The following is a 22,810-nucleotide window of genomic DNA, read 5'->3' as shown; positions in this document are numbered from 1 at the left end:
CTCAAGACTAATAAAAGAGGTGAGCAGGTGAGTAATAAAGAACATAATACTTCAATAAAAGAAGAAAGTAAGATCGTATCACTCAGCGCAAAAAACCAAACAAGTTGGGTTGAATTCCAATTACTGGATGAGATGAATAATCCAGTCGCTAATATGCCGTATCGGGCCATTAATGATGCGACCAGAAGTGGTCATGTGAACGAGTATACTGGCAATAGTGATGCCAGTGGTATTATACGTATTGAGGGTTTACACCATCTTGACCTGACACTGTTTATTGAGGCCCAACCTCTCGCAGATGAAATGGAGACTCGATCGCTGCGTGTCGGTAGGGAAGAAAAATATTCAACGGTTAAAAAATTAGCACAACAAGAAGAGTATGAGTACCAGTACATTACTATTGGGAAATTGTGCGATAAATTACCGACTATTACCCCTAATTGGGAAGATAAAAAGAAACCGCCAGCATATCACTTCCCAGATACTCGGTTTACCGGTTTGACGGTAAAAAAATTGAATTGCCGCCATGTTTTGGAAATTTGTCCTTTCCGGGCATGGTCTTTAGTTTTGCATCATATACCCGACTACTCGGTGGTGAATGCTTATAATCTGGTATTGATGTCAATATTATCTTATGCAGATTACGATACTAATGGTGATGGGCAAGCAACGGGGTCTATAACACATTTTTTTAACCAGCAAATGCTAGAGCTAGCTTGCGTACCGTATCAAGTAAATGATAAGAAATTTCAGCCTATTGTTAAAGATGTGCCTTTTCACCAGCGTTATACTGATGTTGAATTTATAGATTCGAGTCAGGGGGCTGAGGCAAAAAAGGATACACAATTATTTTTTGCAGCTAATAATGTTGAGATTATTGTAGCTTGGCGTGGCACTGCCAGTTTATTAGATGTTGTAACAGATGTTACTTATAAACCTATTAATCTAACTTGTGATATAAAAATACCTTGTAGTGGGATTGTTAGTAATGGATTAGTACACCAGGGATTTTTAGATGCGTTTCAGGTTATAAATGGCAGCGATAATACTAAAATTAAAGAGAATGTTGAACGATTAGTCGAACTTTTGGCGGGTAGGAGGGTATATATTTGTGGGCATAGTTTAGGTGGTGCGCTGGCCTTAATACACGCAGCTAAACTCATTGATTACAAACCTATATTATATACTTATGGAATGCCTCGTACTTTTACTTTGAGTGCTATGGGGGAATTAAAGGGGATACCTCACTATAGGCATATTAATGAGAATGATGCAGTTCCCTCGGTACCTCCAGAGCGAGAATTAGATAATCATTTCTATAAATTATGGGGGCCATTAGGATATGTTTTTGGTTATAGTTGGTCTGTTGTCAAGACTTTAGTCCCGATTGGGAGTGAGGTTTTTTGTCATCATGGTGAAGTTGTGCACTTTTTCAAGGCAGAGTCAGTTTTGGAGTGGTTGGAAGAACGAAGTCCACGTGCTAAAATTAAAATTAGAAAGCGCCTTCCAGAGAAGGCGAAATTATTTTTGGTTCCTTGCTTAAGCTCACATAGTGATGAAAATGCGAAAAATAATCAGCAAGAATTCATTCAAGAAATAGATAAAGAAAGTAAAGATAAATTATTTCCAAAACATGGTAATCCAGAGCTTAAAAATGCACTAAACGGAGGTGACCATCCATCCGGAAAGTATGCTGAATATATTGGTGATAGATTGCTGGAGTTATATTATACAACTAATGATGGTGTTTATAAAAAAGAACAGGATGTTTTTATTTTGCAAATGGAGAAGTATAAAAATGATATACCTCAATCTGAGTATAACAGAAATAAGTCTTTCTTGGCCGTTGATAAATTACTCGTTACGACTTTGGATATCACCAGGTCTTTACCAGAAGGTGATATTTCCATGCAACGTTATTGTTTGAAAAAGGATGGTCTATGAGATTCAATAACATATATATCTTGTTTTTATCTTTACTATGTACTTCGGGTTGTGTGGCAAAAAATAATTCAATTTCACCACCGAGTGATAATCAATGGGTAGATGTTGAAATTAAGGTACCAAACAATACCGAGGCTTTTCCATTAGTTGCATTTTACACTTCTGATGAATGCAAAAAAGAACGATATAATGTAGATATGAAGTTGTATCAACTAAAAGGTACGCAGGCTCGTAATATTAATATGGAGATTGATAAAACCTCAGGTAACTATCGAAGTCAAATTCCAATGGATGGTGGTGGACAATGTAAATGGCGATTAAGTAAAGTGACATTAGGTATCCAATATTCCAGAACAGAGCATCTCATTAAAAATGGTGGAGGCCAGATAGGAACAGCCGTTGGTATTGAAGTTGCATTTGATGATGAAGGGGCGAAAAATGGCGACTATATACTTACTACAAATCCCTTATCACTAACGCCGACCTATTATCCAATAATTACCAAAAAGTATCTTCCTAGCGAAATTACTCAACTGTCCTTGCTAGGGAAAGAGGCTTTTGAATCTTATAGAATTAATATTATTAATAATGAGAATATAAACATAAAATTATCTCCCATCTTGGATGAGTCTAAAATTGTTAAAAAAATTGGGCCAAAGAACAGAGGTGTGGGTAATTTCTTTCACATAGAATATCCCGACGGAAGCGTCACATCTAATGGTGAAGTAACTCCTGATTTTGAGAAGTTGAGTTCAATGTAATTTACTGCTCATTTACTATTTATTGAACGGCCTATTTTTGTCCCTAGAGGATTTACTGCCGCAGGCATTAACGGTAACCAAATTTATGAGTGGAGGAACAGAAGCGCTCGAACGTTTTGCGGCTTATGGCAAAAAGGATGCTGAATAGTATGAGTAAATTAAAATTAAGTAGTTTAGGTATCGTCTTAATGATGAGCTTTAAAAAATTGCATCTTTGTTTTTTTGTGTTGTTAGTTATATTACTTAGTGGTTGCGTGGAAAGAAATAATTCAATTTCACCACCGAGTGATAATCAATGGGTAGATGTTGAAATTAAGGCACCAAACAATACCGAGGCTTTTCCATTAGTTGCATTTTACACTTCTGATGAATGCAAAAAAGAACGATACAACGTAGATATGAAGTTGTATCAACTAAAAGGTACGCAGGCTCGTAATATTAATATGGAGATTGATAAAACCTCAGGTAACTATCGAAGTCAAATTCCAATGGATGGCGGTGGACAATGTAAATGGCGATTAAGTAAAGTGACATTAGGTATCCAATATTCCAGAACAGAGCATCTCATTAAAAATGGTGGAGGCCAGATAGGAACAGCCGTTGGTATTGAAGTTGCATTTGATGATGAAGGGGCGAAAAATGGCGACTATATACTTACTACAAATCCCTTATCACTAACGCCGACCTATTATCCAATAATTACCAAAAAGTATCTTCCTAGCGAAATTACTCAACTGTCCTTGCTAGGGAAAGAGGCTTTTGAATCTTATAGAATTAATATTATTAATAATGAGAATGTAAACATAAAATTATCTCCCATCTTGGATGAGTCTAAAATTGTTAAAAAAATTGGGCCAAAGAACAGAGGTGTGGGTAATTTCTTTCACATAGAATATCCAGATGGAAGCGTTACATCGAATGGTGAAGTTACTCCTGACTTTGAGAAATTGAGTTCAATCTAATCTACTTCTCACTTATTATTTATTGAATGCATTAATACAAAAAAATTAATAATGATGTCTCTCAAGAGAAAATAGCATGATAGGTGGGTGACATGCCAATGGAAATTGAGTGAGTTTAATTTAGGGATAGAATACATTGATGCGAAGCATCTGGGGAAAGAACTAATACCAGGCACAGCAGTGGGACAACGATAGCGTCGGATGATGTGACTTCCCACAATGGGTAGTTTGAAAGTGTTAACGGTAATAACTTAAAGTTAGCGCCAAAATATTTTCTTATGATAACGAGATGGAGCTAAAGGAAAGGTTAAAATAGGCCTGATGACTCAATGATTTCTGATGGTTCAATTTATCCAGCCTACTGAGAAGTAGAGAAATTAATTTATATATTCATCGGGAGATAAAGGATATTGGATTGCTCACTATAAGAAGAAGGTTATTTAATGAACTTTTTTATTAGTCGGTGTTTTTTATAGTGCTTATTTATGGAAAAATAAAAGGAACCCGTAGTGGATTTCTTTGTTAATAAGATATAATTCAGGACTAATAAAAGAGGTTAACAGGTGAGTAATAAAGAACATAATACTTCAATAAAAGAAGAAAGTAAGATCGTATCACTCAGCGCAAAAAACCAAACAAGTTGGGTTGAATTCCAATTACTGGATGAGATGAATAAGCCTGTCGCTAATATGCCGTATCGGGCCATTAATGATGCGACCAAAAGTGAGCATGTGAAAGAGTATACTGGCAATAGTGATGCCAGTGGCATTATACGTATTGAGGGTTTACACCATCTTGACCTAACACTGTTTATTGAGGCCCAACCTCTCGCAGATGAAATGGAAAAACGGCTATTGAGTCTTGAGCGAGTAAGTGCGTATCAAATGAAAATGGCTCCAATAAATGTGGATAAAGAAAGTGGGTGTATTTGTTATTATACTGTAATAGGCCAGCTTTGTGATAAAGCACCCAACATTCCGGAGTGGGCAGATACCAAACTACCTAAATTCCATTTTCCTGATCCTGATTTCTCTGGGTTATTGATTTCCAATATGTATTTTAATACACGTATACTTATTAAGATTTGTCCTTTTAGGGCCTGGAGTTTGCTGTTACACCACACAAAAGAATATTCGATAGTCAATGCTATGAATTTAGGTCTGATGGCTGACTTTGCCTATTCAGGCAGTGATAAGATTAATAAATTTTTCAATCATCAATGTCTGGATTTATCTCAGGTTCCACAGTTGTTATATCACCCTGTCATAATTGATGTCCCGTTCAGTGAACGTTATGTTAATCCTACATTTCTGGATACTAGTGTTGGGGATTCATCGGATGGTGACACTCAATTATTTTATATCAGTAACCAGAAGCAGATTTTGATTGCCTGGCGAGGGACTGAACCCACAAAATTTGGCGATATCAGTACAGATGCTACGTTTCGTCCAATACCTTGTCCTGCAGTAGTTGCCATAGGACGTGCTCATAAAGGTTTTCTGAATGCTTTTGAACGAGCACAACAAAAATTCTCTGATAAATTTACTGATATTACACAGAAATTGGCTGGACGAGAGCTTTTTATCTGTGGTCATAGCCTTGGTGGGGCATTAACACTTATACATGCGGCAACACTGAAAAACTATAACCCTGTTATTTACACTTATGGAATGCCTCGTACTTTCACTGCAATGGCTATTTCATCTTTGCAGGGTATTACCCATTACCGGCATGTGAATGATTCAGACTCGGTTACCAGTGTTCCACCAGAAGCTGAGCTTGATAATGCGTTGTATGATCTATGGGGCCCGCTCGGTACTCTATTAGGATTTCGATTATCTCTTATTGAGATTCAACTACAGGCAGGGGGAGTGAAATTTGGTGACCCTTATTGGCATCACGGTAATGTTGTGGTCTTTTTTAAAGCGGAGCAGTCGGTAACTCAGTCGCAAAAACAACCTATTCTTTGGATTGGTGGCGGTAGTAGTCGTTCCCCTAATATCACTGTTGCATATAAAAGTAAAAGTATAGCAAAGCTTTATCTTGTACCGTCATTGAGTGAAAGTGTTTCTTGTTTGTCGGAAGAAGAACAAAAAACATTTATACATTGTTTAGACCCCAGCAGTCTTAATCATCATTTTCCGAAGAACAGCAACCCTAACCTCGATTCATTAACTAATCCAATGAATCACTTAATGTCAAGCCAGTATATGCCTTTTGTCAATAATCAACTTATCGAATTAATAGATACTAATCGTTCTTTGGAAAGAAAGAGAAAAAGACAGCTTTTCGCAGAAAAACTTAATCAAGCAATAAGTCCAGAGAGTAATACTTCTAAAAATGAAGTAAGCAGGAACCGTCTTTTCCTTTCGTTACAAGATATGCTACCTGCTACATTGTTAATATCAGAGTCAGATGATACGTGGAAAAATGCACTCACTCGGTTTAAGAACGTTGCGGAGGAAGAAATTGAAAAAGCTGATTAAGTACAGTCTGTTGATGGTGCCAGTTTTGTTATCTGGTTGTGAAAAGGATGAAGGTTTGTCTCCTCCGCTGAACGGGAAGAGTGTTTCTGTTACGGTGAAAATCCCGCATGAAATAGATGCACTCCCGCTAGGCGTGATGTACCGTTCGACTAAATGTCTTAAGAAACGAAGTAATGCTAATGGCGAAAGTTATGAAGTCCCTGGATTTCATTTTACTGAAGTTAATCTTAAACAGGTAGAAAATAGTGACCTTTTTGAATCACAGGTCCCTTTCGATGGTGGTGGAAACTGTCAGTGGAAATTAAGTAATGTCACAATTGGAATTAAATATAAAAAAAATTCTTTATTTGAAAATGGTGATATCACGAATATACCGATAAACGAAATAATTACATTTGATGAAATGGAACCTCAAAGGGTTAGTGGTTATTATAAAGATGTATATAAAGAGTTGGTTATTAGTGGTGATTATTATCCAATGATGACAACCTATCGAATAAAGGATAAATCTAAAACACTATCTATAGTAAAGGGAACTGATTTTATATATAAAATGCATGAAGCGGATAAAGTGTTTTTTTATCCAGTTATTCATTCTAATTTAATTGTTAATGCGATGGAGCCTGATAAGCAAAAAGTTGGTGAGTATTTTGAGGTTACATATCCTGATGGGGTTGTGACCTCTTCCCCATACTTCCCTGATTTTAAGAAGCTTCAATCATTACGATGAGTTATTATATTTTTATGTGTTTTTTATAGAATTAATTTCCTATTTTTAGTGCCCATAAACTTTATTATCTTAAGTTGTTTCCTGGTTTATGGCGCGACTATCTATCCGCCTCACCCATTATTTTAGATGTGCACAGTTTGTTGTTATCTCGATATGAATGAAAGTTAAGGGAAACCAAATGTCCAAGGGATTTGTATTATTAGGCGATAAAACAACGCACGGTGGTGAAGTTATTTCTGCAACATCAAGCATGGTCGTGAATGGCAAAAAAGTGGCACTGATGGGCGACATGATTAGCTGTCCTCAAACAGGGCATGGCGTCAATGCCATTATAGAAGGTTCATCTGAATGGGCTTCTGACGGCAAAGCTATTGTCGTTGATGGTTGCCATTGTGAGTGTGGATGCCAGGTTATCTCCAGTGCGCCAGATTGTTCAATAGGATAAAACATGGGTTGGGATCGCCAAAAACCGTTTATAACAGAAAAGCCCTCGCCGCCCTCGCTGGGACGTTGGTTATTAGCTGGAGTGTTGTCCATTATTGTGGGGATTTTATTGTTCTCACTGCATGTTGCCGACAGACTTATCGGGTTACAGACCGTCAATATCTGGGCTGCCTCAACGATACCCATTATCGGTTGGGGGCTGGCATTCTGTATCCGGGGTTATATGTATGGTCGAGACCTCAGTCACTACACTTTCTTACAAGATGAAGCGCAACAGGCGCAACAAGAGTGGCAGACGTGGGCTGAGCGTTATATGGCTGTACTGGCAAGTTGTGTTCTGTTACCGGACGTTATTACTGTCTCATATCTGGCGAATAAACCAACAGATGTAGAATTTCAACGCGGGCTTGTTCGCCGCATTGATTATCTCCCCGAAGACAAAGGGACAGAATATCAGGCCATCATGGCCCTGCTCGCTAGCATCCAACAAGCCCTTAATTCCTTGCCCCCTGATATTGAACTGCGTGCGACTCTCTTGACTGACAGCGATCCGGCAGAATACGAACAACTGCGAGCTGTCTGGGCTCAATGCTGGGATAAGACTATCCCCACCCGCTTTGCGCCTATAACGCTGACCCTGTCTGCCGATATGCCATACAGCAAGATAGAGGATGGCATAAAGAATGCCATCACTGGTGCAGAACTGATCCTGGTGTTGCAACTACACGGCGATGAGAACTACTCCGACGGGCTGGCTGTATTCTTGCTCACGACCGATGACATGGCACAAAAACACCAATTACCGATACAAGGGCGTCTGCTTCGCCCGATGCAACTGAATATTGCACAGGCAGAAAGCGAGCTTGCCTTGTTTATGGAAACCCAGTCTCTGGCCTGCCGGGCGGGCGGGATCTTGGGGGATAGCACTGAATTGATGTCATTGACCCCGAAAATAATTCCTGTTGGTCACCAGTTAGGAGCTAACTTCAGCGCTGAAAGTGTATTGATACAAGAATCATTAACCGGTATTCCGGGGCCATTCTCTGCCTGGTTAGTGGCAGCGTTTGGGTTGGATTTTGCTTATTACTACGACGTGCCTTATGTCGTGTTTTCATTTGGCCCCGAGTGCGGGGTAGTCAGTACGGTTTCTCCAGGAGTTTGCAATGAAGATGTTGAGTAATCCGTGGCGGCAGGGCAGTGGTGCGGTATTAGCAGTTGTGGTGTTGGCCGCTGTTGGTTGGCTAATATGGCAATATGGCGACACCGTCGGGCTAGATAACCAATATAAAAAACTGTTCGCTTTCCTATTGGTGATGTTGATCACGGTACTTGCCCGCCTGTCCCCAGCGATCTCCGGTTACATTAAGCGGCGGCAACATCGGGATAATGGGCGTGATCACGGTATTTATCCCAACGATGAATCACGACTGGCCCCGACACCGCCCCGCAGTACCAGAGTAAGTGAACTGCAACAGACTCTCCGGACTCGCTATGGTTTCTTCTGGCCCCGCAAAGTGCGCATTCTGTTACTCACCGGCAGTGCGGCTGATGTTGAGCAGCTCACCCCCGGGCTGACGTCGCAATACTGGCAGGAAGACAGTGGCACCGTGCTGTTGTGGGGAGGCGATTTGGGGGCGCAGGCTGATAGCGCATGGCTGAGTTCTTTACGTAAATTGCGCCGCCGCCCGCTAGACGGGGTGGTCTGGGTGACCTCAGCCCTGGCTCAACGCACGACACTTGGTCAGCAAGCGTCTAAAACAACCCTCACCGCTGATATGATGGACAGCGTGGCACAAGCGTTCGCGGCACGTTTTGAGCTGCTCGGTTGGCGGCTGCCGCTGTATGTCTGGTCACTGCATGCCGATGACGGGGCCGATCGCATCACCCAATCCGTCGGCTGTTTACTACCAGTGGGGTGTAACGCTGGCGAACTGAGTACACAGCTTGCCGGGCTGCTGCCGTCGCTGATTGAGCAGGGTACACAACAGATTAGCAGCAACACCCAGCACCCATTCTTGTTGCAACTGGCCGATCAGTTAGCGCGTCAGCCAGATTCTGTCGCCGGCCCGTTGGCGACTCTGCTGAATCCCTATCGCCCTTCACCGTTGGCGGGGGTGATATTCAGCCCGGCGTCCGTCAATGCAAAACGCAGCGTGAAACACCACTGGGGCAAGGATAACCGCTGGGATGTGTTGATTGATTCACTGCCATTATTGCCCGCAGGCTTAGCCGCGAAAAAGCTGGGGTTTGCCTGGCGTAAAACGCTGGCGATGGCGCTGGCGGGCATCATGGTGTTGTGGGGGGTGGGCATGGTGATGTCATTCCTGGTCAACCGAGACACGATTAATGCCAGTGAGTCTCAGGCCAAACGGGCGGCTAACGTGCAGCAACCGCTGCCGGCGCGTCTGCAAGCGCAACTGGATCTGCAACACACGTTAGGCAGATTGCAGTATCGCCAGCAACAGGGCGCACCCTGGTACAGCCGATTTGGTCTGAGCCAGAATGATGCTTTGCTGGCCGCACTCTGGCCACATTATTGGGCCAGCGCCACCCCTCTGCTGCGTGATGCCGCCGCCCGTCACCTTGAAGAACAACTCAGCACCATGGCGCAGCTCCCCCCTGACTCTCCGTTGCGCGACACGCTGGTAAAACCCGCTTATGAGCAGTTAAAACTCTATCTGATGCTGGCGCGCCCGGAGAAAATGGATGCGCCATGGTTTAGCACCACGCTGCTTCATGACTGGCCACAGCGCAGTGGTGTGCCGGACAGCCTCTGGCAGGGTAGCGGTCCCGCTCTACTGGATTTTTATGCTCGTAATCTTTCCCTGCACCCGGCCTGGCGTCTGAAGCTGGATGAAAATCTGGTCAGTCAGGTACGTACCCGGTTGATCAGTCAGATGGGTGCCCGTAACAGTGAATCTTCGCTCTATCAGAAGATGCTGGCTCAGGTGGCGAATCAGTATGCTGATCTGCGCCTGTCTGATATGACCGGTGATACTGATGCTGAACGGATTTTTACCACCGATGCCGTGGTGCCGGGCATGTTCACCCGTAAAGCCTGGGATGACGCAGTAAAACCGGCGATTGAAAAAGTGGCCAGTGAGCGTCGGGAAGAGATGGACTGGGTACTGAGTGACAGTAAAAATACCGCATTGCAGCAGGATTCTCCCGAAGCCCTGCAGGCACGTCTGAAGGCGCGCTATTTCGCTGATTTCTCTACCAGTTGGTTGGACTTTCTCAATAGCCTGCACTGGCAGCAAGCACAGACGTTATCGGACTCCATCGACCAACTCACCCTGATGGCAGACGTGCGTCAGTCCCCTCTGGTGGCGCTAATGAACACCCTGAGCGTACAGGGGAAAACCGGGCAAACCGGTGAGGCGTTGTCTGATTCGCTGGTCAAATCGGCCAAAAATCTGTTAAACCGCGATGAGCAGCCCGCTATTGATCAGCAAGCGGGTGCACAGGGGCCGCTGGATGCCACTTTTGGTCCGGTACTGGCGCTGATGGATGTCAAAGCCGGCGGACAGGGCAATACCAACCTCAGTCTGCAAACCTTCCTGACCCGCGTTACCCAAGTACGCCTTAAACTTCAGCAGGTGGTGAATGCTGCCGATCCTCAAGCCATGACCCAGACTCTGGCGCAGACGGTATTTCAGGGCAAAGCGGTCGATCTGACCGAAACCCGTGATTATGGCAGTCTGGTTGCCGCCAGCCTCGGTCAGGAGTGGAGTGGATTTGGCCAGACGGTATTTGTCCAGCCAATGGAACAGGCGTGGCAGCAGGTATTAACTCCTGCCGCTCAGAGCCTGAATGCCCAGTGGCAGGCATCTATCGTCGATGACTGGAACAGTACCTTCGGCGGGCGTTATCCCTTAAAAGATACCAGCAGTGAAGTGTCACTCCCGCTGCTGGCACGTTATCTCAACAGCGACAGTGGCCGTATCGCCCGTTTTCTGCAAACCCGGTTGAATGGCGTGCTGCACAAAGAGGGCAGCCATTGGGTGCCGGACAGCATTAATGCTCAGGGGCTGACATTTAACCCAGCATTCCTGAAAGCCGTGGACCAACTGAGTTATTTGTCTGACGTGGTGTTTGCCGACGGTGAAGCAGGCATACGCTTTGAACTGCGCCCCGGTACCGCGAAAGACGTGATGCAGACTGATCTGGTGATCGACAGCCAGAAGCTCAGCTATTACAACCAGTTGCCAGTGTGGAAACGTTTCACCTGGCCCCATGACACTGAAGCTCCGGGTGCCAGCCTGAGCTGGATAAGTACCCAGGCCGGTACCCGACAGTTTGCCGATCTCCCCGGGGCCTGGGGGTGGATCCGTTTACTGGATAAGGCTCAGGTCACACCGTATCAGGGTGTCAACAGCAGTTTTAATCTTAGCTGGAAAGCGCCTGATGGCAGGCCGCTGAACTACACCTTACGGACTGAAGCTGGAGAAGGCCCGCTGGCGTTACTGAAACTGCGTAACTTCGTCTTACCGACGCAAATATTCAGTGTGGATGCCACCGGTGGCGCTCAGAAAACGGATACCGCAACAGAAGAGGGATACTGATGGCTACGTTGCACACCTTACTCAGCGCTTGCCATGCCGAACAGCAGGCGCTTTCGCAGCAATCCCAGCAGCAGATTTCGCTCTGGGAAAAATGGCTGGTCCCCATTGCCCCGGATTCACCGGTGGGTGATGACCCCGGTTATGACGATGATTTCCAGCAGATGCGTGAAGAGGTCAACAAACTGTCCGGCGCAGATACTGGTTTGGTCTGTGCACTGGCGGAGAAGCTGCTGACCGGTGCGTGCAAAGATGTGCGCGTCGCGACCTATTATATCTGGGCGCGACTGCACATCGATGGCGAAAGCGGGCTGGCGGATGGCCTGGCTCTGCTGGCCGGGTTGGTCCAACGTTTTGGTGATGCACTGCATCCACAACGTGGCAACAGCCGCAAACTGGCACTGGAATGGTTGGCGGGTAGCCGGGTGTTGGATAGCCTGTCACTGTACCCGGAAGTCACAAAAGCTGACTTTGAACGCATTGTGGGCGCGTTGGTGTTAACCGAGGAAAGTGTTGGCGGCTGGGATGCGTCCATCCGCCCTCAGTTCGCTAGCCTGTATGCGGCATTAGAAAACCGGCTAATGCAGTCCGGCGGCCCTGATGCCGTTATCCCACAAAACAGTAGTCTCCCTCGTCACTCTGCGCCTGATGCTCCTGCGTTGAAAGCCGTCAGCTCCGGGCGTGATTTGCTCGATCAGGCAAAACTGCTGGCGGTTTTTTTGCGCGACCAGCCGAACGGCTGGCTGTCGGGGCATCATCTGATGAAAAGTATTCGTCTGGACACCCTGCATGAACTGCCGCCACTGGCAGCTGACGGATGTACCCGTCTGGCTCCGCCGAAGCTGGAGAACCGCGCACTGCTGAAACGTCTTTATCTGCAACAAAGCTGGCTGGAACTGCTGGAGCAAACCGACATCCTATTTGCACAGGGCGTTAATCACCTGTGGCTGGATCTCCAGTGGTATACCCATCAGGCACTGCTGAAAACGGGCGCACCTTACGAGCGCTGGGCTGACATCATTCAGCAAGATTTAAATGGTCTGCTGACCCGCCTGCCGGGGCTTGACGGTCTGGCATTCAGTGATGGTACACCTTTTGCTGATGAGGTGACCTTGCACTGGATAAATCAGCACGTCATGGCAGCAGAAAGTTGGGGCAGTGAACCGGCGGCATCCGCCAGTACGGCGGGTGATGACGATATTTTGCAACTGGAGCCGGAAGCGCTGGCGCAAGCCGACAGCGAAGGTGTGGAAGCGGCGCTGAATTGGTTGCAGAACCGTCCGGGTACCCGCACCTCTCGCCATCAGTGGCTGATCCGCCTGCTGATGGCGCGGGTCGCCGAGCAGTACGGAAAAAACGACATGGCATTGCATTTGCTGGGTGAACTGGAGGGGAACGCGACCTTGATGACGCTCACCCAATGGGAGCCGGAATTACTGTTTGAAGTAAAAGCCCGCCGCCTAAAACTGCTGCGCATGAAAGCCAGCCGAACCGAGTCGGACAAATCACGCTTGCATGGCGAGATGGAAAACCTGCTCGCCGGATTAGTGGCCCTCGACCCGGCACGGGCTGCGGTGCTGTGTGGTTAATCGATAACCCTATCCTGATAAAAAGAAAACCATGAAAGACCTTACCCTGCGTTATTACGACGCCGAAATGCGCTATCTGCGCGATGCAGCTAAAGAGTTTGCCCAAACTCACCCTGACCGGGCAGCGATGTTAGACCTGGATAAACCCGGTACGCCTGACCCTTACGTCGAACGCCTGTTTGAAGGCTTTGCCTTCTCCATGGGGCGATTGCGCGAAAAAATTGATGACGACCTGCCGGAGTTCACCGAAGGGCTGGTGAGCATGTTGTGGCCGCACTATCTACGCACCATTCCCTCGCTGTCGGTGGTGGCGCTGACCCCGGATGTTCCAGCGATGAAAATGGCTGAAATCGTGCCCGAAGGCATGGAAATCTATTCCCGCCCCATTGGGCCGAAGAATACCGTCTGCCAGTACCGAACTACACGCGATATGGTACTCAACCCGCTCGCCGTCTCAACCGTGGTGATGGCGACCGAACCAGACGGCCGTTCGGTGCTGCGTCTGCGACTGGCATGCAGCCCACAAGCTGACTGGTTGCAGGTGGACTTACGTCGCTTGTGTTTTTATCTGGCGGGAGAGGCGGCGGTCAGCAGTGCGTTACATCTGGCCCTGACCCGGCGTCAGGCCGCGCTCTATTTGCGTCTACCCAATCAGGTTGATCGAATAAAACTGGATGGTTGGTTTTCGCCCGGTGGCTTTGCAGACCAAGATTTGCTGTGGCCCAAAGGCGACAGCGCATTCAGCGGTTATCAGCTATTACTGGAATATTTCACTTTCCGCGAGAAGTTTATGTTCGTGCATCTGAACGGGCTGGAAACCGTGACGCTGCCGGCGGGTATTGCCTGGTTTGATATCGAAGTGGTGTTTGATTGTCAGTGGCAAAGTGATCTGCCGGTCAGGGATGACGCGCTTAACCTGCATTGTGTACCGGTGATTAACCTGTTCTCGCTGGAAGCTGACCCGTTAACCATCAATGGACTGGAAAGTGAGTATATGCTGCGCCCGCGCCGCTTGCAGGATGGGCACACCGAAATTTACTCCGTCGACGCTGTGACCGGTTCGCAACGGACATCCGATGCCACCTATGTTCCTTTTACCAGTTTTCGCCATCGTGGCGGAATGCAGCGACGTCATGCGCCGGAACGCTATTACCATACCCGCGTAAAACGAGGGGTGACCGGGCTGCATGATACCTGGTTGATCCTCGGCGGCCAGCAATGGGAAGCGGACCGATTGTTTACCCGCGAGGCGGTGTCACTGAAAATTACCGGTACCAATGGTCAGCTCCCGCGCAAAGCGTTACAGAGCACGTTGTTGGACCGCTGCGAAGCAGTGTTACAGACGCCGCTGAAAGTACGCAATCTCTGCAAGCCTACGTTACCCTCTTATCCCCCGGCGGAAGACCATTTCCAGTGGCGGGTACTGAGCCATCTGGGCTCAAGTTACCTCAACCTGATGAGCAGCGCACAGGTGCTACGCGGGACGCTGGAGCTGTACAACTGGCAAGGGGATGAACTGAATAATCGCCGTCTTGATGCCATTCAACAGGTGCAGCACCACCAGACGCAGCGTTTTGAAAAGGGCTTTCTGTTACGGGGTATCGACATTGAAGTGACACTGGATGGCAACGGCTTTACCGGCGAAGGCGACATTCATCTGTTTGGCGAGATGCTCAACCGTTTCTTTGCCCTTTACGCTGACATTCATTTGTTCAATCAACTCACTCTTATCGTTCAGCCTGCCGGGAAATGTATCCGATGGAAAGAGAATCACAATCAGCGTCTGCCCGGCTAATCGAACAACTGTGGGATAAACTGCCGTATACCCAGTTTTATCGCTTCTGTCAGTTACTGGAGCAAAGCCAGCCGGATGCCCCGCCATTGGGTAGTCACTGGCAGGTCAGGCACGATCCGGTGCGTTTTCGCCCCCATCCGGGCATGGGGTTTCCGGCCAGTGAATTTAAACGGGTGGAAATACCCGCGCATGCACACCTCCCACCGACCATCCGCACCACCTTTATGGGACTGTATGGCATGGAGTCGCCACTGCCTACTGCGTATATCGACGATATTACCCAGCGCCGGGAAGGGCATGAGGCAGTCAGCGACTTTCTGGACATTTTCAATCACCGATTGATCACGCAGTACTACCGCGTCTGGCGGAAGTACTCTTATCCGGCCAGCTTTTCGCCCGGTGGCACCGATAAAACCTCTCGGTATCTGCTGAGCCTCTGTGGTCTGGGTATTGAGGGATGTGCACAGAATATCGCCACGCCGGTGTCTCGTTTTCTGGCACTGACTGGCATGATGCGCCTGCCCACTCGCACCAGTGAAGGCATTATTGCGCTGGTTCAGTTGCTGGCACCGGAAACCGATGCCCATGTGATAGCGCATGACCGCTGCCGTATCCCCTTGCGCAATCCACTGGCCCTGAGCGCACGTCACCCCGTCAGCATGAGTAACAGCCCGGTAATGGGCAGTCACGCGGTGGATGTTAACAGTCAGGTATTACTGCAATTGAAAACCGATAACCCCGATGAAGCCCGAGAGTGGTTGCCCGGCGGGCAGTTACACACGGATTTGATGGCGTTGTTGCATGTGTATCTGGGGTCGCGGCTGCATGTGCGTTTACAACTGACGGTGTTACGCGCGCTACTGCCCGACGCACAGCTCTCCTGCCAGCCGAAAAGCACCGGTATTCTGTTAGGCAGAACCGCCGTAATGCGGACACAGCGCGTCGCGTCAACCACACCCACCGACACTGAAATGATCACAATTAATCTGGGCCGCTATCAGCGTGTTCAGGAAAATCTTCACCGAAGGGACACCGATGAATATGGCGATTACCGCTGGTAAAACACGTTTTGCATTACTGATGCTGGTCATGGTATCCACTCTGAGCGGATGTGGACTGACTCAGAAAGTGAGTGACGGCACCGTCGCGGTGACAAAATCCATTTTTTATAAGCAGGTGAAAACCCTGCATCTGGATATACAGGCGCGGGATGCGGTAAACAACAACGCGACCGGTGCCCCACTGGCCACGGTGGTGCGCATCTATCAGCTACAAGACCGCAAAACATTTGACGGTACCGATTATCCCTCATTATTTGCCGAGGACAGCCAGGCCATCAAAGCCGATCTGCTTGCTGAAAAAGATATCCGTATTCGTCCGAGTGCTGCGGTGTCCATCGATATGCCGATGGACGAAAAAGCGCAGTATGTGGCAGTCGCGGGTATGTTTCTGGCACCTGATATCGCTAACAACACCTGGCGGGTGGTGTTGAGCCGTGACGACCTCGACCCCGATAAGGCTCGTCAGATTGAACTGAATAATCATGGGATGATTCTTTTACCCTTGAAGGATAAGTAATATGCCCCAGCCTTCTCTCTATGAAATGCTGTTCGGCAACGTAGCGGGTGAGCTTGACCTTCATCAGGTGAGCGAAACCAATCAGGTCGTCCTGTCGGTGCTCGACAATATGCAGCGCATTCTTAACTGCCGCGCCGGTACGCTCAGCCATCTGCCGGATTACGGCCTGCCAGACATGAGCAAAATCTTGCAGGGAATGCCAGGAACCGCACATTCACTGCTGACTACGCTCTCAGCCACGTTGCTAAAATATGAGCCACGGCTGAAAAGTATCAACGTGGTGCTACTGCCACAATCCGCTCCTGGCCATCTGGAGTACGCCATTGAGGCGGAGCTGAAAGGTCTGGGACTGGTGCGTTACGGCACGGCATTTATGCCGGAAGGCCGGGTGCTGATACGTCATCTTAAACAACAACATTATCTCAATCCGGGTGAGTCATCTTAACGCCTATTCAGGGAAGACAAACACATGATATCGAATACTGAGCGGACGGTTAAAACCGGCGGTGACCCCCGCCATTTTGCTGAATTTAGTGCCTTACGTGACGAAATCGGCAAATTACATCATCCCGCTCGCCCGGATGTTGACTGGGGGCGGGTCGAGCAGCTTTGTTTGGCGCTGTTTCGCCAGAACGGGGTTGAGTTGCAGACCACGGTAGATTTTACCTTGGCACGTACGCACATTGCCGGTCTTGCCGGGTTGTGTGAAGGGTTAGAGCTGCTGGCGGGCTTGCTGTCTCATCAGTGGAGTGCATTATGGCCGCCGCAAACCCATGCCCGGGTGGCGTTATTGGCCTGGTTGAGTGACCGGTTGCAGCAAGTTTGGCGCACCATGACGTTATGCTACGGTGACCTGGCTCAGGTGTACCGGGCAGAGCGTGCGTTGGAACAGTTGTGCACGCAGTTGCAAACGCTGGAGCTCAAACATCTGAGTAAATTGGATGGGGTGCGCCTGATGTTGCATAACGCCGCACTACGTCTGGAGAGCGCCGAAGCCGCCGCTGATACGCCAGACCGATTGAGTATTCCGGTACGGCATGCCGGTGTCTCTGAACCACAACGACAGCCACAACCGACATTCTCGTCGGCTGCGGTCAGCGAACCACTGGTTTATCTTGTCAACGAACCGGCCCCGGCGCGTGTTGAGGTGGAGTTGTCGCCGCCTTCGCCGCCCCCACCACGTTGGAAAGCGGGGCAGGGGTTTGTCGCCGGGCTATCGCTGATGGCCGTTTTGATGGCGGGCAGTTTCTTTATCTGGCAGTCGCTGTCATCTAATCCATTGCGCGAGGCATTGCTGACCAGCGTCGCGCCATTACCTGCGCCACTGGCCGCCAAATCAATCGATGAACTGAGAAAACAAACCTCAGATGCTGAGTTGGCACGATTGGCAGGCCCGGTGCTGCAAGGCAGTGGCACACAGTTGGAACAACTGACACAGTTACCGCCGTTATGGGCACAAATGCGGGGGGATGGGGTGTTATCACAAGCGCAGCAACTGTGGCCCGCCAGTCAAGAGGTCAACCGACTGAGTGCATTATGGCAACAACAGCGAGAAGCCGGTGCTGCGCCATTGGTGGAGTTGAAACACTACGCATTGGCACAAGAGCGTTTGCGGCAACTGGCAGAGCGACTGAATGGATTGGATGAAAAGAAGGGACGCTATATGACGGTTTCGGAGCTGAAAACGGTGGTGTTTGCGATACAGCAGCCGCTGGCAAAAACCTTACCGCTGGAAGAATTGTTGCGTCAGTATCAGGTACAGTCCGAGTCAGGGCAGACTCCGTCATCGGCACTGCGCCAACAGATAGACAGCCGGTTTAGTCAACTGCTGAACCGCTATGCGTTGCTGGCGTTACCCAATACGGAACAGCACCCATAGCTGAGACCGCCGTTATCCCTATAGCAACTTAGGGGTAACGGTTGTAATAAATCTGCTAGCTGACAAGACGAGGGTTTTCATCAGATGATTTGAATAATTTTATACATTCAAATCAATTAATCTTGGCATTCATACAGATAAAGACACATATTTGGCAATGGTATTTGTGAAGGCAGAGGATGTCACTGCGGACCCCCTGCTACAAGCGCGTGATGTAATTAAAAGTTGCCCAAAATGAATAAACAAAAAAAGTATGAAATAGCCCCATTGAAAGATAGTAGTGAGAGCCTGCAAGGTATTGAAATCAGTGCGGAGAAAAGTGAGTGAACGCGAACGCCACGGTCCCATCTTCCCGACATGTATTTCACTATGCCCCGTTTCGAAACTTGTTTTTTGCCCGCCTCCTCACGGTATTAGGTAATGGAATCGCACCGATTGCACTGGCGTTCGCGGTGTTGGATATCGGCGGTTCCGCAGCAGATTTAGGTCTGGTGGTAGCTGCACGTTCTGTTTTCAATGTTGCCTTCTTATTGATTGGTGGAGTACTTGCGGATCGTTACTCACGAAGTAAGGTTCTGCTGTCTTCATCTGTCATTGCCGCCTTATCTCAAGGGATTGTTGCCTGGTTGGTGCTGGATGGAACAGCAACAATTATGTGGTTAGCAGTCCTTGGGACGATTAACGGCGCGGCAGCGGGCATTGCCCTTCCTGCTTCTTCAGCAATGGTTCCACAAACCGTGCCCGCACGTAACCTCAGGGAAGCGAACGCTTTTATCCAGTTGGGGGTCTATGGCGGGACGGTGATTGGCGCCTCACTGGGCGGGGTTCTGACGGCTGCCATTGGGCCTGGCTGGGGATTGGCCGTCGATGCCTTGGGGTTTGCCGCTTCAGCACCGCTTTATCTCTTGATTCGCACTGCCTCGGCACAGCTCCTCGCATCGCAAACCAATATCTTGCAGGATCTACGGGATGGCTGGCAGGAGTTTATTGCTCGTGCGTGGGTGTGGACTATTGTTGCCCAGTTCACTATTGTTAATGCCGCTTTTAGCGGCGTAGTGATGATCCTTGGCCCGATAGTGGCTGATGCTTCATTTGGGCGTGCCAGTTGGGGGATTATTGTTGCCGCACAAAGTATTGGCCTGATTGCCGGTTCTTTTATTGCACTCCGCTGGCGGCCACGACGCGATCTGTTTATTGGTGTCCTTCTGGTTGCACTTTGCGCAATCCCTATCACTCTCCTTAGTATGGTGTCTTCGACTGCCATCCTTATGGGGGCATTTTTTATTGCCGGCGTCGGTTTTGGGCAATTCGGTGTTGTGTGGGCACATTCTCTACAAACCCATATTCCACCCGAGAAACTCGCGCGTGTTTATGCCTATGATGCGATGGGGTCATTTGTGGCAATTCCTATCGGGGAACTTGCTGCGGGGCCTCTCGCTATGCACTATGGCAGCCGGGCCGTTTTGCTGGCTTCAGCCGTTGCTGTTGTGATAGCGACTATTGCCGCCAGCCTGACTCCGGCAATTAGGCGACTAAATAATGCCGCTCAGGTGAAGCAGCATATTTAGAGGCTTTGCCGCAGGTCATCAGGCGGCAAAGCTTGTCCAGTGATACTGTTGGCGCTTAGCTACAATATCACTGGGGGATTACAGCTTACAGTGCTCAGCGATGATGCGAATATCTTTTGGTGTGGTACGACAGCAACCGCCAATTAGTCGTGCTCCCAGGCGCTGCCATTCCCCAACCAGATCATTCAGGTGGTTGTGTTCGCCCCCGCAGGCATGCCAGGCCTTGCTCACAGCATCGTAATGTTCCCCTGAGTTTGGATACACCAGCAGCGGCTTATCAGCCAGTGCCGCAAACTGCTGTAGCGCCGGGGTCACGTTATCCAGCGCAATGCAGTTTATGCCGATGGCCAGTACTTGCTGATTGCCGCGCAGTAGCGCCAGAACTTCGGTCAGGGGGGTACCGTCACTAAGGTGTTGGCTATCGCGTAGCGTGAATGCGAACCAGCCACCCAAAGTAGGGAATTGTTGCAGTAGTGTTAGCAACGCTTGCAACTCATCGAACGATGGCAGTGTTTCACAGGCCAGCAGGTCAACCCCAGCCTCAGCCAGTGCCGCGATACGTGGCCGGTGGAAGGCGATCATCTCATCTTGTGGCAGCCGGTAATCGCCTCGATACTCAGATCCATCTGCGAGATAAGCGCCGTATGGGCCAACGGAACCGGCAATCAGCAGCGGTTCAGCTTGCGGGTGCTGATTCAAAAAGTCGTTGCGTGCCTGCTGTGCCAACTGAACACTTTTGGTAATGAGTTCCAACGATTGTTGCTGGTCGAGGCCACGGCGCAGGAAACCCTGTGGGGTCGCCTGGTAACTGGCGGTGATGGCACATTGTGCCCCTGCGTTAAAATAGTCCAGATGAACCTGATAAATTAGTTCAGGATTCTCAATTAGCACCTTAGCGGACCACAGCGGATCACTAAGAGAGCAACCTCGCGCCTCCAGTTCAGTGGCTAATGCGCCATCCAAAATCAATGTGCGATCAGCGGTTAAGAGCGCAGAGATAGGGTTGTTAACCGGCATGATTCTCTCCCAATGGTTGGTTTTTCCCGGCACGATGGGTCAGGTAATAGGTGATATAGCACAAGGCAACAAAGGGTAGCCCGCAGTATAGGGCGATACGTTGCTCAGGATCGAAGGCCAGACCGATACAGGCTAACAGGCACAGGCTGAAGCCTGCGATCGGCGTCAGCGGGTAACCCGGCGCGCGGTACTTCAGTCCCTCGATTGGCAGCCCACTGCGTAGGTAGTTGCGGCGAAAAATATAGTGGGCTGCGCAGATACTCAGCCAGACTGCGACGACGGCAAAACCAGAAATCGCTGATAGCGCGACAAACACCGTATCTGGCGCGATAACACTGGTCAACAGTGCCAACAAGCCGCCGAGCATGCTAAAGATCAGCGCATTAATAGGAATGCCGCGTTTATTGATGTGGGAAAAATAAGCAGGCAGTGTTCGCTGATTGGCCAATGACCACAGCATGCGGCCAGAGGCGTAAAGACCAGAGTTAGCGGCTGACAGGATGGCAGTCAGGATCACGAAATTGAAGATATCGGCGGCATAGGGTACACCGATACGTTCAAATACCAGTACAAACGGGCTTTTGACAACCTCGGCCTGATCCATCGGGATCAGCGCAGCCAGAATAAATACCGTACCGATAAAGAAAACACTCAGGCGGATCACGGTGGTGCGGATTGCCCACGGAATCGCTTTTTCTGGTTTCTCTGTTTCGCCCGCGGCGATACCGATTAACTCGGTGCCGGAGAAAGCGAAATTGACCGCCACCATGGTCATCAGGATCGGTAAGGTGCCGTTTGGCAGCCAGTCAGAGTGGGTTAGATTGTGCAGGAAGGGGGCGGGTGTGCCGTCCTTCATCGGCAATAGGCCGAACATCGCCGCACCACCCAAAATGATAAATGCCAAAATGGTGACGACCTTGATCAGAGAGAACCAGAATTCGCTTTCGGCAAAGAAGCGGGTAGTGACCACATTGAGCAGAAAAATAGCCAGACAAAAGATAAGGCACCATAACCACACCGGTGATTGAGGGAACCAATACTGCATACAGAACCCAGCGGCGGTCAGACTGGAACCGAGGGCTACTGTCCAGGTCAGCCAGTATAACCAGGCAACGGTATAGCCAGTGGCTGGGCCAAGATAGCGGGAAGCATACACGTGAAAAGCCCCGGTTTCTGGCATTGCTACCGACAGTTCACCCAGGCAGAGCATTACCAGATAGACCACCACAGCACCTATCATATAGGCCAACAGTGTGCCGAGGGCACCCGTGGTGGAGATTATATAGCCGGTGTTGAAGAATAAGCCGGTGCCAATCACGCCCCCCAGAGAGAGCATCACCAGATGCCGGGCCTTCATTGTACGTTTGAACTGCCCTTCGATGGGAACAGGTGAGTGCATGATATTTTATCCGTTTAGACGTCTATATCTCTAAATGGCTGTTAGTTATACCGGCAATACCTTATGAAATCAATGCTAGATCAACAGTTATCACTT

Annotated in this window: 17 protein-coding genes; 15 read left to right on the top strand and 2 right to left on the bottom strand. The window is 48.7% G+C overall.

Annotated elements, in window-relative coordinates; all coding sequences use genetic code 11:
* Positions 1 to 27: 27 nt before the first annotated feature.
* The 15 genes from V1956_RS22305 to V1956_RS22235 all read left to right on the top strand — a co-directional run bounded on the left by V1956_RS22305 (position 28) and on the right by V1956_RS22235 (position 20,298).
* Positions 28 to 1,944 carry a lipase family protein gene (locus tag V1956_RS22305; RefSeq protein ID WP_442825712.1) on the top strand — a complete coding sequence of 639 codons (1,917 nt, stop codon included), beginning with the start codon at positions 28 to 30 and terminating at the stop codon, positions 1,942 to 1,944.
* The gene (locus V1956_RS22300) at positions 1,941 to 2,705 is read left to right on the top strand and encodes a hypothetical protein (RefSeq protein WP_442825711.1); all 765 of its coding nucleotides are present in this window, start codon (positions 1,941 to 1,943) and stop codon (positions 2,703 to 2,705) included. The genes V1956_RS22305 and V1956_RS22300 overlap by 4 nt, the downstream gene beginning before the upstream one ends.
* A 149-nt stretch (positions 2,706 to 2,854) precedes the next feature.
* Positions 2,855 to 3,667, top strand: a complete 813-nt coding sequence (locus V1956_RS22295; protein ID WP_442825710.1) for a hypothetical protein — start codon at positions 2,855 to 2,857, stop codon at positions 3,665 to 3,667.
* Positions 3,668 to 4,230: 563 nt separating this feature from the next.
* A complete protein-coding gene (locus V1956_RS22290) occupies positions 4,231 to 6,153 on the top strand; it encodes a lipase family protein (protein ID WP_420075463.1) in 1,923 nt (640 codons plus the stop codon).
* Positions 6,137 to 6,883: a hypothetical protein gene (locus V1956_RS22285; RefSeq protein ID WP_442825709.1), complete on the top strand. Its 747-nt coding sequence runs from the start codon at positions 6,137 to 6,139 to the stop codon at positions 6,881 to 6,883. Before V1956_RS22290 ends, V1956_RS22285 begins: the two co-directional genes overlap by 17 nt.
* Before the next feature lie 178 nt (positions 6,884 to 7,061).
* Positions 7,062 to 7,328, top strand: a complete 267-nt coding sequence (locus V1956_RS22280) for a PAAR domain-containing protein (protein ID WP_038630853.1) — start codon at positions 7,062 to 7,064, stop codon at positions 7,326 to 7,328.
* A 3-nt stretch (positions 7,329 to 7,331) separates the two neighbouring features.
* Positions 7,332 to 8,507 (top strand): type VI secretion protein, encoded by a 1,176-nt coding sequence (locus tag V1956_RS22275; protein ID WP_309477930.1) that lies wholly within the window; start codon positions 7,332 to 7,334, stop codon positions 8,505 to 8,507.
* Entirely contained in the window at positions 8,491 to 11,892 is a 3,402-nt protein-coding gene (locus V1956_RS22270) for an ImcF-related family protein (protein WP_442825708.1), read from the top strand. The genes V1956_RS22275 and V1956_RS22270 overlap by 17 nt, the downstream gene beginning before the upstream one ends.
* On the top strand, positions 11,892 to 13,478 hold the full coding sequence (tssA, locus tag V1956_RS22265; protein ID WP_442825707.1) for a type VI secretion system protein TssA: 1,587 nt from the start codon (positions 11,892 to 11,894) through the stop codon (positions 13,476 to 13,478). The genes V1956_RS22270 and tssA overlap by 1 nt, the downstream gene beginning before the upstream one ends.
* A 31-nt stretch (positions 13,479 to 13,509) precedes the next feature.
* Positions 13,510 to 15,273, top strand: a complete 1,764-nt coding sequence (gene tssF / locus V1956_RS22260; RefSeq protein WP_372560597.1) for a type VI secretion system baseplate subunit TssF — start codon at positions 13,510 to 13,512, stop codon at positions 15,271 to 15,273.
* Positions 15,237 to 16,334, top strand: coding sequence for a type VI secretion system baseplate subunit TssG (tssG, locus tag V1956_RS22255; RefSeq protein WP_442825706.1), 1,098 nt, complete (start codon positions 15,237 to 15,239; stop codon positions 16,332 to 16,334). Before tssF ends, tssG begins: the two co-directional genes overlap by 37 nt.
* On the top strand, positions 16,315 to 16,851 hold the full coding sequence (gene tssJ, locus V1956_RS22250; RefSeq protein WP_420074446.1) for a type VI secretion system lipoprotein TssJ: 537 nt from the start codon (positions 16,315 to 16,317) through the stop codon (positions 16,849 to 16,851). The genes tssG and tssJ overlap by 20 nt, the downstream gene beginning before the upstream one ends.
* A gap of 1 nt (position 16,852) precedes the next feature.
* Complete coding sequence (gene tssE, locus V1956_RS22245; RefSeq protein WP_049601768.1) at positions 16,853 to 17,296, top strand: type VI secretion system baseplate subunit TssE; 444 nt, start codon at positions 16,853 to 16,855, stop codon at positions 17,294 to 17,296.
* Between the two features lie 24 nt (positions 17,297 to 17,320).
* Positions 17,321 to 18,730, top strand: coding sequence for a VasL domain-containing protein (locus tag V1956_RS22240; protein WP_372560599.1), 1,410 nt, complete (start codon positions 17,321 to 17,323; stop codon positions 18,728 to 18,730).
* 323 nt (positions 18,731 to 19,053) lie between these two features.
* A complete protein-coding gene (locus tag V1956_RS22235) occupies positions 19,054 to 20,298 on the top strand; it encodes an MFS transporter (protein WP_372560600.1) in 1,245 nt (414 codons plus the stop codon).
* 78 nt (positions 20,299 to 20,376) lie between these two features.
* Here the strand turns inward: V1956_RS22235 and mmuM are convergent, their stop codons facing one another.
* Positions 20,377 to 21,315 carry a homocysteine S-methyltransferase gene (mmuM, locus tag V1956_RS22230; RefSeq protein WP_442825705.1) on the bottom strand — a complete coding sequence of 313 codons (939 nt, stop codon included), beginning with the start codon at positions 21,313 to 21,315 and terminating at the stop codon, positions 20,377 to 20,379.
* Positions 21,305 to 22,714: an S-methylmethionine permease gene (mmuP, locus tag V1956_RS22225; RefSeq protein ID WP_372560602.1), complete on the bottom strand. Its 1,410-nt coding sequence runs from the start codon at positions 22,712 to 22,714 to the stop codon at positions 21,305 to 21,307. The genes mmuM and mmuP overlap by 11 nt, the downstream gene beginning before the upstream one ends.
* Between the last annotated feature and the right edge of the window lie 96 nt (positions 22,715 to 22,810).

This window comes from Yersinia sp. 2540 StPb PI, from assembly GCF_052217165.1.
Taxonomy (GTDB): Bacteria; Pseudomonadota; Gammaproteobacteria; order Enterobacterales; family Enterobacteriaceae; genus Yersinia; species Yersinia enterocolitica_E.
Note: the sequence above shows the minus strand (reverse complement) of the source record. Positions and strands in the feature narration are given on the sequence as shown.